Genomic DNA, 17501 nt, shown 5'->3' with positions numbered 1-17501 from the left:
GATTACTCCTTGGTGTCTTCGGCTTCTGCCGCAACCGGATGCTGATTGTCTTCAGCCACTGCGCGCTCGATCAAAGCCGACAGATGCGCACCGCGCACGACGCTTTCGTCGTAGTGGAAGTGCAACTGTGGAACGCTGCGCAGTTTCATCTCGCGGGCCAACTGCATGCGCAGGAAGCCGGCGGCGGAGTTGAGCACCTTGATGCTTTGTGCGATGTCTTCGCGGCTGTCCTGCCCCATCACAGTAATGAAGATCTTGGCGTGACCGACGTCACGGCTGACCTCCACAGCGGTAATGGTGACCAGGCCGACGCGCGGGTCTTTGACTTCACGACGGATCAGTTGTGCCAGCTCGCGCTGCATCTGATCGCCGATACGTTGGGTACGGCTATATTCTTTTGCCATGTCTTGTTACCTGTTACTGCCCCATGGTGAAACCCATGAGGTCTGAAAGCGGCAAACGCCCGGCCTGACAAAAGCCAGACCGGGCGTTGCGTTTAGAGTCCTGGCGATGCGCCGTGCATTTGCATGCGGCAGGCCATCACGGCTCTTGAAGTGCGCGAGTTAGAGGCTGCGAGCAACCTGAACCTTCTCGAAGACTTCGATCTTGTCACCGACTTTGACGTCGTTGTAGCTCTTCACGCCGATACCGCATTCCATGCCGGCACGTACTTCGGAAGCGTCATCCTTGAAGCGGCGCAGGGATTCCAGCTCGCCTTCGAAGATAACGATGTCTTCACGCAGTACACGGATTGGACGGTTACGGTGAACAACACCTTCGAGAACCATGCAACCGGCGATCGCGCCAAACTTAGGCGAACGGAACACGTCACGCACTTCGGCCACACCCAGGATGTTCTCGCGAACATCGCTGCCGAGCATACCGGTCAACGCTTTCTTGACGTCTTCGATGATGTCGTAGATCACGTTGTAGTAACGCATATCCAGGCCTTCCTGCTCGACGATCTTGCGAGCGCCGGCATCGGCACGCACGTTGAAGCCGAACAGTACAGCGTTGGAGGCCAGTGCCAGGTTAGCGTCGGACTCGGTGATACCACCGACACCGCCACCGACCACACGCACTTGCACTTCGTCGTTACCCAGGCCGTTCAAGGCACCGTTCAACGCTTCCAGCGAACCACGGACGTCGGATTTGAGGACGATGTTGAGCGTCTTCTTCTCTTCCTGCCCCATGCTTTCGAAGATGTTTTCCAGCTTGCCTGCGTGAGCACGAGCCAGTTTGACTTCGCGGAACTTGCCCTGACGGAACAGAGCCACTTCACGGGCTTTCTTCTCGTCAGCCACAACGCTCATCTCGTCGCCAGCGTCCGGGGTGCCGTCCAGGCCGAGGATCTCGACAGGGATTGCAGGACCGGCTTCCTTGATTGGCTTGCCGTTCTCATCGAGCATGGCGCGGACACGGCCATAGTTCGAACCGACCAGTACCATGTCGCCTTGACGCAGAGTACCGTCTTGAACCAGAACGGTAGCCACCGGGCCACGGCCCTTGTCCAGGCGCGATTCAACCACGACACCACGGCCAGGAGCCGAAGGCGTAGCGGTCAGTTCCAGAACTTCGGCTTGCAGCAGAACGGCTTCGAGCAGTTCGTCGACACCGGTACCCATCTTCGCGGAAACCGGTACGAATGGAGTATCACCACCCCACTCTTCCGACGTCACGCCGTGTACCGACAGCTCGCTACGGATGCGATCGAGATCGGCGCCCGGCTTGTCGATCTTGTTCACTGCCACGACCAACGGAACGCCAGCAGCCTGAGCATGCTGAACAGCTTCAATGGTCTGCGGCATCACGCCGTCGTCCGCTGCAACCACCAGGATCACGATGTCGGTCGCCTTGGCACCACGGGCACGCATTGCGGTAAACGCGGCGTGACCAGGAGTGTCGAGGAACGTCACCATGCCACGGTCGGTTTCAACGTGGTATGCACCGATGTGCTGGGTAATGCCGCCGGCTTCGCCAGCCGCTACCTTGGCACGACGGATATAGTCGAGCAGGGAAGTCTTACCGTGGTCGACGTGGCCCATTACGGTCACGACCGGCGCACGGGCAACCGCCTCGCCTTCAAACTTCAGGGACTCGGCCAGGGAATCTTCCAGGGCGGTGTCGCTGACCAGGGTCACTTTGTGGCCCAGCTCTTCGGCAACCAGTTGGGCAGTTTCCTGATCCAGTACCTGGTTGATGGTCGCTGGAGTACCCAGTTTGAACATGAACTTGATGATTTCAGCAGCCTTGACCGACATCTGCTGGGCCAGATCGCCCACAGTGATGGTCTCGCCGATCTTCACTTCGCGCACGACAGGGCCGGTTGGGCTCTGGAAACCGTGGGCGTTGCGCTTCTTCAGCTTGGCCTTGCCGCGACCACCACGACGGAAGCCATCGCTTTCTTCGTCAGTAGTACGTGGGGCAACGCGTGGAGCAGGCGCTTTTTCCTTGACCGAAGCACGATGCGGAGCGTTTTTGCGCTCACCATCGCCACCACCGCGACGATTGTTATCGTCGGCACGTGGTTTATCCGGACGGCGCGGTTCGTCACGCTTGCGGGTGTCGGCAACCGGTGCGGCAGCCACGGCCGGTGCGCTTTCACGCACAGGCTCGGCCACTGCAACAGGTGCGACAACAGGTTCGGCTGGAGCGGTCGGCGCAGCAGCAGGCTGGCGACGCGCTTCTTCTTCGGCGCGACGCTTGGCTTCTTCTTCAGCCTTCTGACGAGCAGCATTTTCTACTGCGCGACGTTCTTCCAGTTCACGCTTGCGCTCGGCTTCGATTTCTTCCGGGCTGCGCTGTACGAAGACTTTCTTCTTGCGTACTTCAACACTGATGCTTTTGCTGCCAGCAACACGCAGGGTGCTGGTGGTTTTACGCTGCAGCGTGATCTTGCGTGGTTCTTCCACTTTCGCCTTGTGGCTGCTTTTCAAGTGAGTCAGCAAGGATTGCTTCTCACTGTCAGTCACACTTTCTTCGGCGGCGGTGTGCGGCAGACCTGCCTCACGCATCTGCTGCAACAGGCGCTCTACCGGTGTTTTGACCTCATCGGCCAGTTGTTTCACCGTGACTTGCGTCATGCACTTCTCTCCTCAGGCCGCGCCTAATTACTCGAACCAGTGGGCTCGGGCGGCCATGATCAACTTGCCGGCACGATCATCGTCAATGCCGTCGATGTCGAGCAGATCGTCAATAGACTGCTCGGCCAGGTCTTCGCGGGTAATTACGCCGCGCACCGCCAGTTCCATCGCCAAATCCTTGTCCATACCCTCAAGCGAGAGCAGGTCTTCGGCCGGATGGGCGTCTGCCAGCTTTTCCTCAGTAGCGATGGCTTTGGTCAACAAACGATCCTTGGCACGAGCGCGAAGCTCGTTGACGATGTCTTCGTCAAAGCCGTCGATGTTGAGCATTTCTTCCAACGGTACGTAGGCAATCTCTTCCAGGCTGGTGAAGCCTTCATCAACCAGCACCTGCGCCAGTTCTTCATCGACTTCCAGCTCTTCGATGAAGTTGCGCAGGATGTCACCGGTTTCTGCTTGCTGCTTAGCCTGGATGTCCGATTCGGTCATCACGTTCAGGGTCCAGCCAGTCAATTGGCTGGCCAGACGCACGTTCTGACCACCGCGACCGATGGCCTGAGCCAGATTGTCTGCGCCAACGGCGATGTCCATGGCATGGGCATCTTCGTCGACGATAATTGCTGCGACCTCGGCCGGGGACATGGCGTTGATCACGAACTGAGCCGGGTTGTCGTCCCACAGGACGATGTCGACACGCTCACCACCCAACTCACCCGACACTGCCTGGACGCGCGAACCGCGCATACCGATGCAAGCGCCCTGCGGGTCGATGCGTTTGTCTTTGGAGCGCACGGCGATCTTGGCACGCGAGCCCGGGTCACGGGACGCCGCCATCACTTCGATCAGGCCTTCGGCGATTTCCGGCACTTCGATTCGGAACAACTCGATCAGCATTTCCGGCGCGGTACGCGACAGGATCAGCTGCGGGCCGCGGTTCTCGGTGCGGATTTCCTTGAGCAGTGCACGCAGGCGCACGCCAACCCGGAAGGTCTCGCGGGAAATGATGTCTTCACGAGCCAGCAACGCTTCGGCGTTATTACCCAGATCAACGATCACGTTGTCGCGAGTCACTTTCTTCACGGTGCCGGAGATGATTTCGCCCAGGCGCTCGCGGTATGCGTCAACAACCTGAGCGCGCTCGGCTTCGCGTACTTTCTGCACAATCACTTGCTTGGCAGTCTGTGCCGCGATACGACCGAACTCGATCGACTCGATCTTTTCTTCTACGACATCGCCGACCTTGGCACCAGGATGCGTCTCTGCAACCTTGCTCGGCCAGGTTTCGATGGCCGGATCGTCCAGGTCTGCTTCTTCGACGACCGTCCAGCGACGGAATGTCTCGTAAGCACCGGTGTGGCGATTGATTTCCACACGCAGATCAACTTCGTCCTCGAAACGCTTTTTGGTAGCAGTGGCCAGAGCCAGCTCCAACGCTTCAAAAATTACGCTTGCCGGTACACCCTTTTCATTGGATACCGACTCAACAACCAGCAGTACTTCTTTGCTCATCGTACGCCTCGCCTTTCGCAAGCCATTGGATCCGCGGGATCCGCGTCTCAGTCAAAACTGGGAATAATGTTGGCCTTGTCGATCATATCGATCGGCAACAGGAACTCATGGTCATCTACCTGCACCACGACATCCTGCTCTTCTACACCGCGCAGAAGGCCCTGAAAGTTGCGTCGACCTTCAAAAGGCGAGCGCAGCTTGATCTTCACTTGTTCACCGGCAAATTTTGCAAACTGCTCAAGAGTGAACAGTGGGCGTTCCATGCCAGGCGAGGAAACTTCAAGGGTGTATTCAACGGAGATTGGATCTTCAACATCCAGGACGCCGCTGATCTGACGGCTTACGATGGCGCAATCGTCCACCAGCACACCGCCCTCTTTATCGATATAAACGCGCAACATTGAGTGACGACCTTGAGCCGAAAACTCAATACCCCAGCATTCATAGCCTAGGGCCACGACCACCGGGGCCAGCAAGGCCTGCAACTCTTCTAGCTTGCTCGACACCTGAACCCCCTAGTGCATGTATGTGCATGCTATGCAAAATAAAAAAATGGGCGAAACGCCCATCCTTGAAACGCCGTCGAACAGCGGCGTTGAAAGTGTCCAGCTAACAAAAAGCCCCTTAAAAGGGGCTCCTTAAACTGGTTGCGGGGGCCGGATTTGAACCGACGACCTTCGGGTTATGAGCCCGACGAGCTACCAGACTGCTCCACCCCGCGACAAAGCTGGGGCGGAAGTATACGACCGATCCCTGACAGGGTCAATGTAACCTTCCACCTGCAAGAAAGCCCGCAACAGCGGGCTCTCCTGACTAATTGGTACCGAGAAGGGGACTCGAACCCCTACACCCTATGGGCACAACCACCTCAAGGTTGCGTGTCTACCAATTCCACCACCTCGGCAATACTACGTTTGAAACCCTTCTTACTTCTGCTCTTGAGCTGGAGGCACGTCAGTCGCTGGAGTAGCCGACTTTTGCTCTTGAAGCACCGGGACATCATCAGAAGCCGGTTGTTGCTTTGGAACTTCCAGTACCGCTGGATTTGGGAGACCTACTTGAGTCAGCTGGTGAGCCTTCTCTTTAGCAAAGTAACCTAACCCCAAGCTGGTTATGAAAAAACCTGCGGCAAGTATAGCAGTAAACTTACTAAGAAAGGTAGAGGAACCTTGGCTTCCGAACACAGTATTTGAAGCACCTGCTCCGAAAGACGCGCCAGCATCCGCACCTTTACCCTGCTGCAGCAATACCAGAGCTACTACGCCCAATGCACCCAGCAGATGAAAAACGACTACGACTGTTTCCAGCATTTTTTCAGTTTCCCGCGGCGCGACAAATCGCACCGAACTCATCTGCATTCAGGGAAGCCCCACCAATGAGGCCCCCATCGATATCCGGCATGCCGAACAGTTCGACCGCATTGGCCGCCTTCACGCTGCCGCCGTATAGAAGCCGCACACCTTGCGCGACTTCAGAATTTTCTGCCGCCAACTGAGCGCGGATGGCTGCATGCACATCCTGAGCCTGTTGCGGCGAAGCAGTCAGCCCGGTACCAATGGCCCAGACCGGCTCGTAAGCAATGACTGCATTTGCAAAAGCACCGACACCCAACTCGTCGATGATGCTGCCCAGCTGCTGCGAGACGACTTCAAGCGTCTTCCCGGCCTCACGCTGCTCAAGGGTCTCCCCTATGCACAACACCGGAACCAGGCCACTTGCCTGCGCCGCCGCAAACTTGCGAATCAGCACTTCGTCCTGCTCGCCCATTAACTGACGGCGCTCGGAGTGCCCGACAAGCACCAGGGAACAACCTGCATCCACCAACTGACTTGGTGAGACCTCACCGGTCAGTGCGCCTTGCCCGGCTTCCACCGCAGAATTCTGCGCGCCGATCGAAATCGACTTTCCTTTCAAGCCATCAACCACTTGGCTGACATGCAACAAAGGCGGGAATACCGCTACTTCAACACCGCTCGGCAAGGCCAAGTCACGTAGGCCGTTGATCAGCTCAGCGACGCTGGCGCGGGTACCGTGCATCTTCCAGTTACCAGCTACCATAGGGCGACGCATGCTGTACCTCGTCGGTCAAAGTGGGCGCAGATGTTACCCAACACAATCAAGGCTGGCAAGCCGAATTCAGGCAGAAACTTCAGTTACCAGTTTTGCCAGCTCTTCGGCATACGCACGAACTTGCTTTTCATCTTCGCCTTCGACCATGACACGCACCAGCGGCTCTGTACCGGACTTGCGCAACAGCACACGCCCGCGACCTGCCATGGCCTTGGTCACACGCTCGCTGGCTTCCTTGACCGCCGGATGATCCAGCGGACTTGCGCCACCACCGAAGCGTACATTGATCAGCACCTGAGGGCACTTGCGCAGCGCCTGGCGGGACTGAGCCAACCCTTCGGAGCGCGTCTTCAGCGCCATCAGCACCTGCAGCGCAGCGATGATCGCATCGCCGGTAGTCGTGTGATTGAAGCAAACGATATGACCGGAATTTTCACCACCTACCAGCCAATTGCGCTCCAGCAGATCAGCGATCACATAACGGTCGCCGACATTGGCCCGCACGAATGGAATAGCCAGGTCCGCCAACGCCAGTTCAAGGCCCAGGTTACTCATCAATGTACCGACCACACCGCCCTGCAACTTGCCCCGCTCATGCAGATCGCGAGCAATGATGAACAGCAATTCGTCACCATCAACGATTGTACCGGTGTGATCGACCATCAGGACACGATCGCCATCGCCATCGAATGCGATACCCAGATCAGCATGCTCGGCCAGGACGGCGGCCTGCAATTGCCCCATATGGGTCGAACCACAGTTATCGTTGATGTTTAATCCATTAGGTTGCGCAGACAGCACCACGACTTCGGCGCCCAGCTCACGGAACACACTAGGCGCGACTTTATAAGTCGCACCGTGGGCGCAGTCGAGAACGATCTTCAACCCAGAGAAACTGGTACCGGTCGGCACGCTGCTCTTGCAGAACTCGATATAGCGGCCGGAGGCGTCATTGATTCGCGAGACCTTGCCGATTTTGCTCGACTCGACCACGGTCATCGGCGTGTCCAGCAGCTCTTCGATCATCAACTCCAGCTCATCCGGCAGCTTGGTGCCCTTGCCAGAGAAAAACTTGATGCCGTTATCGTCATGGGGGTTGTGCGAGGCGCTGATCACGATACCGGCCTCAGCCTGGAACGTGCGCGACAAATAAGCAATGGCCGGCGTCGGCATCGGGCCGAGCAGCATCACGTCAGCTCCCGCCGATGTCAGGCCGGCTTCAAGCGCCGACTCGAACATATATCCGGAAATCCGGGTGTCCTTGCCGACGAGCACCTTGCAGGCACCCATTTTGCGGAACGCCATGCCCGCAGCCCAGCCGAGCTTAAGCATAAAGTCAGGAGTAATCGGGTATTCGCCAACTCGACCACGAATGCCGTCAGTACCAAAGTATTTCCTAGTCATAAGCGCTCCATCATTCTTATTCGGCTGATTCAACTGCGGCGATCATCCTCACCACGTCGATTGTCTCGGCTACATCATGGACGCGCAATATACGCGCACCCTTGTGTGAAGCCAGCGCCGCCAGGGCGAGCCCGCCATACAGGCGCTCATCCACTGGACGACTCAACGCCTGACCTATCATGCTCTTGCGCGAAACCCCGACCAACAGGGGCCGCCCCAAGGCGTGCAAGGCCTCCATATGCTTGAACAAGCTTAGATTGTGCTGCAAGGTTTTGGCGAAACCAAAACCCGGATCAAGAATGATCCGTTCAGCGGGAATTCCCACTGAGGCGCATTCAGCCATGCGCCCGGCAAGAAACTCGCCAACCTCTTTTGTAACGTTCTGGTACTGCGGGTTGTCCTGCATGTCGCCCGGCTCACCGAGCATATGCATCAGACAGACCGGCAACCCCGTGGCCGCCGCCGCATCCAATGCACCATCGCGGCGCAGCGAACGCACGTCGTTGATCAAACCAGCCCCCAGCCGTGCGGTTTCGCGCATGACTGCCGGCGTGGAGGTATCGACCGAGATAATCACATCCAGCTCGCGATGTATTCGTTCGACAATCGGAGCGACGCGCTCAAGCTCCTCCAGCGGCGATACCGCCCTGGCACCGGGTCGCGTCGATTCACCGCCGACATCGATCAGTGTCGCACCAGCCGCCACCATGGCTTCGGCGTGGCGCAAGGCGGCATCGAGCTGGCTGTATTGACCGCCATCGGAGAAAGAATCGGGAGTGACATTGAGAATGCCCATGACATGCGTCTGGGCCAAATCAAGAACCCGGTTGCCGCAAGGCAACCGGGTCGAGGACTGAACAAAAGTCATTTCAAACCTTAAACGTCAGCAGCCGGACCGCCGATAGGTGTTTGCGGACGCTCATCCTGCACCGCCGGTGGCGTTCCGGAAGTACCGGTACCACCCGACCAATCGCGAGGTTCGCGAGGAGTACGTCCGGCCATGATGTCGTCAATCTGCTCGGCATCAATGGTTTCGTACTTCATCAGGGCATCAGCCATGGCGTCGAGTTTGTCACGATTATCCGTAAGGATCTGTTTCGCCGTGCCATAGCACTGATCAATGATACTGCGCACTTCGGAGTCGATCAGCTTCGCCGTTTCACCCGAGAAGCTTGCATTCTGGCCACCACCGCCGCGACCGAGGAACACTTCGCCCTCTTCTTCGGCGTACATCAATGGACCGAGCTTCTCCGACAGCCCCCACTTGGTCACCATGTTCCGCGCAATCTGACTGGCACGCATGATGTCGTTGGAGGCGCCGGTGGTAACACCATCGAAGCCCAGGGTCATCTCTTCGGCGATACGGCCACCGTACAGCGAGCAGATCTGGCTGATCAAGGCGCGCTTGGACAGGCTGTAGCGATCCTCTTCCGGCAGGAACATGGTCACACCCAGCGCACGACCGCGCGGGATGATAGAGACCTTGTACACAGGATCATGCTCAGGCACGACGCGACCAACGATAGCGTGACCCGCCTCGTGATAAGCGGTGTTCTGCTTTTCTTTCTCGGACATGACCATGGATTTGCGCTCGGCACCCATCATGATCTTGTCTTTGGCCAGTTCGAATTCTTTCATTTCAACGATGCGCTTGCCGGCACGCGCGGCGAACAACGACGCCTCGTTCACCAGGTTGGCCAGGTCGGCACCGGAGAAACCAGGTGTACCACGGGCGATCACGGCAGGAGCGACGTCATCACCCATTGGCACTTTGCGCATGTGGACCTTGAGAATCTGTTCACGACCGCGAATATCCGGCAGACCAACCACAACCTGACGGTCGAAACGGCCCGGACGCAGCAGCGCAGGGTCCAGTACGTCAGGACGGTTGGTCGCGGCAATCACGATGATGCCGTCGTTCATTTCGAAACCGTCCATCTCCACCAGCAACTGGTTGAGAGTCTGCTCGCGCTCGTCGTGACCGCCGCCCATGCCAGCGCCACGGTGGCGACCGACGGCGTCGATTTCATCGATGAAGATGATGCATGGCGCGTGCTTCTTGGCCTGTTCGAACATATCGCGAACACGGCTGGCACCCACACCGACAAACATTTCGACGAAATCGGAACCGGAGATGGTGAAGAACGGTACTTTGGCTTCGCCAGCAATGGCCTTGGCCAGCAAGGTCTTACCGGTACCCGGAGGGCCGACCATCAGCACGCCGCGAGGGATACGACCGCCCAGGCGCTGGAACTTGCCCGGATCACGCAGGAACTCGACCAGCTCGCCGACTTCTTCCTTGGCTTCGTCGCAACCGGCAACGTCAGCCAGGGTGGTCTTTACCTGATCCTCGGAGAGCAGGCGTGCCTTGCTCTTGCCAAAGCTCATTGGCCCGCCCTTGCCACCGGCACCACCCTGCATCTGCCGCATGAAGAACATGAACACGGCAATGATCACCAGGATCGGGAAGCTCGCCACCAGGAGTTGAGTCCAGATGCTCTGCTGTTCAGGCTGCTTGCCTTCGACCACGACGTGGTTATCCACCAGATCGCCGATCAGACCGTTATCCTGGATTGCCGGACGAATGGTCTTGAAGCTGTCGCCATCGTTGCGCTTGCCGGTAATCACGTAGCCATCAACCGCCACGCGCTCGACCTTGCCATCCTTGACCTGCTGGATGAAGTCGGAATAGTTGAGGGTCTGCGGCTCGTTAGGGCTGGAGAAGTTGTTCATCACCGTCACCAGGACAGCCGCGATGATCAACCACAGGATCAGATTCTTTGCCATATCGTTCAATTAACTACCCTCTGAAGCAAGCTCCGCTAATGGCGCGCGCTTCGCATGATATTCACCGGCCTAACTTACTACATTACCTACAACTCTGGCAGGCGCCGTCTGTAACCCTTTGTGAAACACTTCCTACACAATATTCGCTATTTCTCACAGGGCGAAATACGAAATTCCTATTGCCCCGCAAAAAAAACCGCTTTATTCACTCCGACCGCGGTAGCCCCAAGCCAGCATGTATTGCTCGCGGGAACTGCCACGGGAAGAGTCCGGCTTGATCATCTGGACCTTGTCGAATTTCTGACGAGCGTCCTTCACGTAAGCATCAAACCCTTCACCCTGAAAAACCTTGATCACGAAATTACCACCCGGCTTGAGTATCCGAGCCGCCAGATCAAGCGCCAGCTCGCAAAGAAACATGGCTTTGGGCATATCTACGGCAGGCGTACCACTCATATTGGGGGCCATATCGGAAATCACAAGGTCCACTTGCGAATTACCCACGGCGTCCAGGATCCGAGCGAGCACTTCGTCCCGAGTGAAGTCACCCTGGATGAAAGTCACGTCCGGAATGCTGTCCATTTCCAGGATGTCCGAGGCGATCAGGCGTCCCTGACCACCGATCAGCCGACTGGTGACCTGCGACCAGCCACCGGGCGCCGCCCCCAGGTCGACAACCGTCATACCCGGACGGATCAGCTTGTATTTCTCCTGGACCTCCAGAAGCTTGTAACTCGCACGCGAGCGGTAGCCATCCTTCTGCGCCTGCTTCACATAGGGATCATTGACATGTCTTTTCAGCCAACCAAGGCTTGTCTTGGAACGCGCCATTGGGCACCTCGATGATAAGGGTCGTGATTAGTTGGGCGGATCCACGAACCCTCGGGTAAAATGGCCGCCATTTTACAGAATCCAGACGAAAGGGTCAGATTATGCCGCTCACTCAAGAGCAGAAGAAACAGTACAAATCCATTGGCCACCATCTGAAACCAGTTTTGATTGTGGCTGACAACGGTCTGACTGAAGGTGTGCTAGCCGAACTTGAACGCGCTTTGGCGGATCACGAGCTGATCAAGATCAAGCTCAACATCCTGGATCGCGAATCGCGCCTGGCGTCCATTGCAGAACTGTGCAAAGTCGGCAAAGCGGACCTGGTTCAGGTCATCGGCAAGATGGCACTGATTTACCGCAAGAACTTCAGCGTCAACAAGCAGCTGTCGAACGTCCATCGCTTCAAGTGATGGCAAGGGTCAAGGGTGTGCTTCGCGCACCCTGCCACTCCATCCCGGCACGGGCTGCAATACCAGCACCAGCCCGGAAAGGCCCAGGACAAGATAGCTGAACACCTGCCAACGCACTGCATCCGGCCAACCGATACGCGCCGCGAAGTACATCGCACACGCATACAGCGCCATCAACAACAGTTGCCCGCGAATATCCCGCCATAGACTCGCAAGGCCCTCGGCCTGAACCAGCACCAAAGCCTGAAAAACCACGCACGCGGCGGCAAACCCCACCACCAGCGCATTCAACATGCCTGCGATTTCGTCGATCAGCAGCGGCGCCAGGCCGATTCGCCCCAGTACCGGCAGCAGACCGATGTGCAACAACCACAGACCGCCGACCCACAACATCTGGGTCAGCTGCCAAAGCATGGCGCCCGCTCGAAGCGGACGCCTGCCTTTAGATGTGGCGAACTTCGACAATCTCGTACTCGATAACGCCACCAGGCGTTTTGACGACGACCACATCGCCCTCTTCCTTGGCGATCAAGGCGCGAGCAATGGGCGAGCCGACCGAAATCTTGCCGAGCTTGATGTCAGCTTCGTCCTCACCAACAATCTGGTAGGTCACGCTTTCATCGGTTTCGACGTTGGCGATTTCGACGGTCGTGCCAAAAATCACTTTGCCAGTATGAGGAATGGTCGTGACGTCGATAACCACAGCGTTCTGCATACGGCCTTCGATGTCACGGATCCGTGCCTCGACCATACCTTGTTGCTCGCGAGCAGCGTGGTATTCGGCGTTTTCCTTCAAGTCACCCAACTCGCGGGCCGTACCGATGTCCTGGCTGAGCTTCGGACGGACGACTTTGGTCAGGTGAGCGTGCTCCTCTTCCAGGGCGCGAGCGCCCTGAACGGTCATCGGGTACTTCGTTATGCTCATGCCTTCAATCCTGCGTGTAGATCCTGCAAGCGGCGCACGGTCTTCTCGGGACCGAACTTCAGTGCTTCGCAGATCGCTTCGCCAGCAGCAATGGTCGTGGTGCAGTAGATCTTGTGCTGCAGGGCATTGCGACGAATGGAATAGGAGTCGGCGATCGACTGGCGGCCTTCGGTGGTGTTGATGATCAGAGTGACTTCGTCATTCTTGATCATGTCGACCACGTGCGGACGGCCCTCGGTCACCTTGTTCACGCGGCGCACTTTCAGGCCTGCGGCTTCGATCAGCTTGGCAGTACCGGCAGTGGCAACCACTTCAAAGCCCAAGTTGATCAGATCACGGGCCACGCCCGCAACCAGCGGCTTGTCGTCGTCGCGGACGCTGATGAATGCAGTACCACCGGTCGGCAGCACTTCGCTGGCACCCATTTGCGCCTTGGCGAACGCTTCGCCGAAGGTGTCGCCCACGCCCATCACTTCGCCGGTGGACTTCATCTCAGGGCCGAGGATCGGGTCAACGCCAGGGAATTTGGCGAACGGGAACACCGCCTCTTTCACACTGTAGAAATTCGGGATGATTTCCTTGGTGAAACCCAACTCTTTCAGGGTTTTACCAGCCATCACGCGCGCAGCGATCATTGCCAGGGAAACACCGATGCACTTGGACACGAACGGTACGGTACGGGAAGCACGCGGGTTGACTTCGATAACGTAGATGTCTTCGCCTTGCAGCGCCAACTGTACGTTCATCAGACCGACCACGCCGAGCTCCAGGGCCATTTTCTTGACCTGTTCGCGCATCTCGTCCTGGATGTGCGCCGGCAGCGAGTACGGCGGCAGCGAGCACGCGGAGTCACCGGAGTGAACACCCGCCTGCTCGATGTGCTGCATGATCGCGCCGATCACCACGTCCTTGCCGTCGCAGACCGCATCCACGTCCATTTCAATGGCGCAGTTGAGGAAGTGATCCAGCAGCACCGGGCTGTCGTTGGACACTTGAACCGCTTCACGAAGGTAGCGCTTGAGCTCTTCTTCTTCGTAGACGATTTCCATCGCACGACCGCCCAACACGTAGGACGGACGCACCACCAGCGGGTAGCCGATCTTGGCAGCAGCACGAATCGCTTCATCTTCGCTGCGCACGGTGGCGTTTGGCGGCTGACGCAGGTTCAGGCGCTGGACCATTTGCTGGAAGCGCTCGCGGTCTTCGGCACGGTCGATGGCGTCAGGGCTGGTACCGATGATCGGCACACCGGCGGCTTCCAGGGCGCGAGCCAGTTTCAGCGGGGTCTGACCGCCGTACTGGACGATCACGCCTTTCGGCTTCTCGACGCGGACGATTTCCAGCACGTCTTCCAGGGTTACTGGTTCGAAGTACAGGCGATCGGAGGTGTCGTAGTCGGTGGAAACGGTTTCCGGGTTGCAGTTGACCATGATGGTCTCATAACCATCATCGCGCAGGGCCAGTGCCGCGTGTACGCAGCAGTAGTCGAACTCGATACCCTGGCCGATACGGTTCGGACCGCCGCCCAGGATCATGATCTTGTCGCGACCCGACGGCGCGGCTTCACACTCTTCTTCGTACGTCGAGTACAGGTAAGCAGTGTCCGTCGCGAACTCGGCGGCGCAGGTGTCGACGCGCTTGTAGACCGGGAACACTTCCACCTTGTGGCGATGAGCACGCAGGCTCTTCTCGGTCACGCCCAGCAGCTTGGCCAGACGCTGATCGGAGAAACCTTTGCGCTTGAGTCGGAACATCAGGTCGCGGTCGATGCTGGTCAGACCCAGGGTCTTGACCTTCTCCTCGTCCTTGATCAGATCTTCCATCTGCACCAGGAACCAAGGATCAATCATGGTCATGCCGAAGATGTCTTCAACGCTCATGCCGGCGCGCATTGCGTCCGCCACGTACCAGATACGCTCGGCACCCGGTACGGTCAGTTCGCGCTTGAGGATGCTCATGCTTTCCGGGTTGCTCAGGTCAACCTTCTCGTCCAGACCACAAACGCCCACTTCCAGGCCGCGCAGGGCTTTCTGCAGGGATTCCTGGAAAGTACGACCGATGGCCATGACTTCACCGACCGACTTCATTTGTGTGGTCAGGCGTGCGTCAGCCTTGGCGAATTTCTCGAAGGCGAAACGTGGCAGCTTGGTCACAACGTAGTCGATGGACGGCTCGAAGGACGCCGGGGTCTTGCCGCCGGTGATGTCGTTCGACAGTTCGTCCAGGGTGTAACCCACAGCCAGCTTGGCTGCGACCTTGGCGATCGGGAAACCGGTGGCTTTCGAAGCCAGTGCCGAGGAACGGGATACGCGCGGGTTCATCTCGATGACAACCATGCGGCCAGTGTTCGGGCAGATACCGAACTGGACGTTGGAACCACCGGTTTCCACGCCGATCTCGCGCAGTACCGCCAGGGAGGCGTTACGCAGGATCTGGTATTCCTTGTCGGTCAGGGTCTGTGCTGGCGCCACGGTGATCGAGTCACCGGTGTGCACGCCCATCGGGTCGAAGTTTTCGATGGAGCAGACGATGATGCAGTTGTCCTTCTTATCGCGGACAACCTCCATCTCATACTCTTTCCAGCCGATCAGCGATTCGTCGATCAGCAGCTCTTTGGTTGGCGACAGGTCCAGACCACGGGCGCAGATTTCTTCGAACTCTTCACGGTTGTAAGCGATACCGCCACCGGTGCCGCCCATGGTGAAGGACGGACGAATGATGCACGGGAAGCCCAGCTTCTCGAGGACCGCGTTGGCCTCTTCCATGCTGTGGGCGATACCGGAACGCGGGCACGCCAGGCCGATGGACTTCATGGCCTTGTCGAAACGCGAACGGTCTTCAGCCTTGTCAATGGTGTCGGCGTTGGCGCCGATCATTTCCACGCCGAACTTCTCCAGAACGCCTTCGCGCTCCAGGTCCAGGGCGCAGTTCAGAGCAGTCTGGCCACCCATGGTCGGCAGCAGTGCGTCCGGACGCTCTTTCTCGATGATCTTGGCAACGGTCTGCCACTTGATCGGCTCGATGTAGGTGGCGTCGGCCATGGCCGGGTCGGTCATGATGGTGGCCGGGTTGGAGTTCACCAGGATGACGCGATAACCCTCTTCGCGCAGGGCCTTACAGGCCTGGGCGCCGGAGTAGTCGAATTCGCAGGCCTGGCCGATTACGATCGGGCCAGCGCCGAGAATCAGGATGCTTTTAATGTCTGTACGTTTTGGCATGGGTTTGTCACTCAAATCCGCAGGTCAGTCGGCAAGCCGTCTTGTTCAATCTCTGAAGACTTGAGGGGGCCGCCGGTATCGGGACCGCCCTCAAGCTTTGCTACATCACGGCGAGCGATCAGCGTCGCTTGGCCATCTCATTGATGAAGCGATCGAACAGTGGCGCTACGTCGTTCGGGCCAGGGCTGGCTTCAGGGTGACCCTGGAAGCTGAAGGCGCTCTTGTCGGTACGCTCGATCCCTTGCAGGGTGCCGTCGAACAGCGATTTGTGGATCGCGCGGACGTTGGCTGGCAGGGTCGCTTCGTCAACCGCAAAACCGTGGTTCTGGCTGGTGATCATCACGACACCGGTATCCAGATCCTGGACCGGGTGGTTGGCACCGTGGTGGCCGTGGCCCATTTTCAGGGTCTTTGCGCCGGAGGCCAGGGCCAGCAACTGGTGACCGAGGCAGATACCGAACACCGGAATCTCGGTTTCCAGCACATCCTTGATCGCCTGGATCGCATAGTCGCAAGGCTCCGGATCACCTGGGCCGTTGGACAGGAACACGCCGTCCGGCTTCAGCGCCAGCACATCAGCCGCAGGGGTCTGAGCAGGCACCACGGTCACGCGGCAACCGCGCTCGACCAGCATGCGCAGGATGTTTACTTTGACGCCGTAGTCGTAGGCCACCACGTGATAGGGCAGCTCGGAAGCTTCAATGGTCGCGTGGCTGTCGGTTTTCAGATCCCAGACAGTCGAGCGCCACTCGTAGGTGTCCTTGGTGCTGACGACTTTCGCCAGGTCCATGCCTTTGAGACCTGGGAAGCCCTGGGCAGCGGCGATGGCGGCTTCGTCGGAAATGTTGTCACCGGCCATGATGCAGCCGTTCTGCGCGCCTTTTTCACGCAGAATGCGCGTCAGGCGGCGGGTGTCGATACCGGCGATTGCCACAACATTGTTGGCTTTCAGGTAGTCGGACAGGGACATCGTGTTACGCCAGTTGCTCGCTACCAGCGGCAGGTCACGGATAACCAGGCCGGCGGACCAGACGCGGTTCGACTCGGCATCTTCCGGCGTGGTGCCGGTGTTGCCGATGTGCGGGTAAGTCAGGGTAACGATCTGTTGGGCGTAGGAAGGATCGGTAAGGATTTCCTGATAGCCGGTCATTGCGGTGTTGAACACCACCTCACCAACGGTTTGACCGTCGGCTCCAATGGCTTCGCCGCGAAAAATGCTGCCATCAGCAAGGGCGAGTATGGCTGGCTTAGTCAAGAAGACCTC

The 17501-nt window shown here is 58.2% G+C and carries 15 protein-coding genes and 2 tRNA genes; 1 reads left to right on the top strand and 16 read right to left on the bottom strand.

The genetic code is table 11. From position 1 onward, the window contains the following. Window positions 1–2: 2 nt before the first annotated feature. The 12 genes from rbfA to rlmE all read right to left on the bottom strand — a co-directional run bounded on the left by rbfA (window position 3) and on the right by rlmE (window position 11684). Window positions 3–404, bottom strand: a complete 402-nt coding sequence (gene rbfA, locus ACW9HW_RS05615) for a 30S ribosome-binding factor RbfA (protein WP_095193994.1) — start codon at window positions 402–404, stop codon at window positions 3–5. Between the two features lie 159 nt (window positions 405–563). Further along, window positions 564–3083, bottom strand: a complete 2520-nt coding sequence (gene infB, locus ACW9HW_RS05610) for a translation initiation factor IF-2 (RefSeq protein ID WP_095193995.1) — start codon at window positions 3081–3083, stop codon at window positions 564–566. A 27-nt stretch (window positions 3084–3110) separates the two neighbouring features. Beyond that, the gene (gene nusA / locus ACW9HW_RS05605; protein ID WP_095193996.1) at window positions 3111–4592 is read right to left on the bottom strand and encodes a transcription termination factor NusA; all 1482 of its coding nucleotides are present in this window, start codon (window positions 4590–4592) and stop codon (window positions 3111–3113) included. Window positions 4593–4639: 47 nt separating this feature from the next. Further along, on the bottom strand, window positions 4640–5098 hold the full coding sequence (gene rimP / locus ACW9HW_RS05600) for a ribosome maturation factor RimP (protein ID WP_007915250.1): 459 nt from the start codon (window positions 5096–5098) through the stop codon (window positions 4640–4642). A gap of 138 nt (window positions 5099–5236) precedes the next feature. Beyond that, window positions 5237–5313 (bottom strand) — tRNA-Met (locus ACW9HW_RS05595). A 97-nt stretch (window positions 5314–5410) separates the two neighbouring features. Further along, window positions 5411–5496 (bottom strand) — tRNA-Leu (locus ACW9HW_RS05590). Window positions 5497–5518: 22 nt separating this feature from the next. After that, window positions 5519–5902: a preprotein translocase subunit SecG gene (secG, locus tag ACW9HW_RS05585; protein ID WP_017336473.1), complete on the bottom strand. Its 384-nt coding sequence runs from the start codon at window positions 5900–5902 to the stop codon at window positions 5519–5521. Window positions 5903–5906: 4 nt separating this feature from the next. Next, entirely contained in the window at window positions 5907–6662 is a 756-nt protein-coding gene (gene tpiA, locus ACW9HW_RS05580; RefSeq protein ID WP_457398835.1) for a triose-phosphate isomerase, read from the bottom strand. Window positions 6663–6728: 66 nt separating this feature from the next. After that, window positions 6729–8066: a phosphoglucosamine mutase gene (glmM, locus tag ACW9HW_RS05575; RefSeq protein ID WP_095193999.1), complete on the bottom strand. Its 1338-nt coding sequence runs from the start codon at window positions 8064–8066 to the stop codon at window positions 6729–6731. 16 nt (window positions 8067–8082) lie between these two features. Next, window positions 8083–8934, bottom strand: coding sequence for a dihydropteroate synthase (folP, locus tag ACW9HW_RS05570; protein ID WP_095194000.1), 852 nt, complete (start codon window positions 8932–8934; stop codon window positions 8083–8085). An 8-nt stretch (window positions 8935–8942) separates the two neighbouring features. Next, entirely contained in the window at window positions 8943–10853 is a 1911-nt protein-coding gene (gene ftsH / locus ACW9HW_RS05565; RefSeq protein ID WP_077046416.1) for an ATP-dependent zinc metalloprotease FtsH, read from the bottom strand. Window positions 10854–11054: 201 nt separating this feature from the next. Next, window positions 11055–11684: a 23S rRNA (uridine(2552)-2'-O)-methyltransferase RlmE gene (gene rlmE, locus ACW9HW_RS05560; RefSeq protein ID WP_457398832.1), complete on the bottom strand. Its 630-nt coding sequence runs from the start codon at window positions 11682–11684 to the stop codon at window positions 11055–11057. Window positions 11685–11785: 101 nt separating this feature from the next. Between rlmE and ACW9HW_RS05555 the strand changes: the two genes are divergently transcribed. Further along, window positions 11786–12094: a YhbY family RNA-binding protein gene (locus ACW9HW_RS05555; protein WP_007942889.1), complete on the top strand. Its 309-nt coding sequence runs from the start codon at window positions 11786–11788 to the stop codon at window positions 12092–12094. A gap of 9 nt (window positions 12095–12103) precedes the next feature. Here ACW9HW_RS05555 and ACW9HW_RS05550 read toward each other — a convergent pair whose 3' ends face one another. The 4 genes from ACW9HW_RS05550 to carA form a co-directional block, all read right to left on the bottom strand. Beyond that, window positions 12104–12508, bottom strand: a complete 405-nt coding sequence (locus tag ACW9HW_RS05550; RefSeq protein WP_207261696.1) for an MFS transporter — start codon at window positions 12506–12508, stop codon at window positions 12104–12106. Window positions 12509–12536: 28 nt separating this feature from the next. Next, window positions 12537–13013 carry a transcription elongation factor GreA gene (gene greA, locus ACW9HW_RS05545; protein ID WP_095194077.1) on the bottom strand — a complete coding sequence of 159 codons (477 nt, stop codon included), beginning with the start codon at window positions 13011–13013 and terminating at the stop codon, window positions 12537–12539. Window positions 13014–13015: 2 nt separating this feature from the next. Then, window positions 13016–16237, bottom strand: a complete 3222-nt coding sequence (carB, locus tag ACW9HW_RS05540; RefSeq protein WP_095194003.1) for a carbamoyl-phosphate synthase large subunit — start codon at window positions 16235–16237, stop codon at window positions 13016–13018. Window positions 16238–16355: 118 nt separating this feature from the next. Next, a complete protein-coding gene (carA, locus tag ACW9HW_RS05535; protein ID WP_457398830.1) occupies window positions 16356–17492 on the bottom strand; it encodes a glutamine-hydrolyzing carbamoyl-phosphate synthase small subunit in 1137 nt (378 codons plus the stop codon). Between the last annotated feature and the right edge of the window lie 9 nt (window positions 17493–17501).

The organism is Pseudomonas sp. SDO5532_S415 (assembly GCF_054071155.1).
The sequence above is the reverse complement of the archived record's forward strand: the minus strand, read 5'-3'. Positions and strand labels throughout refer to the sequence as shown.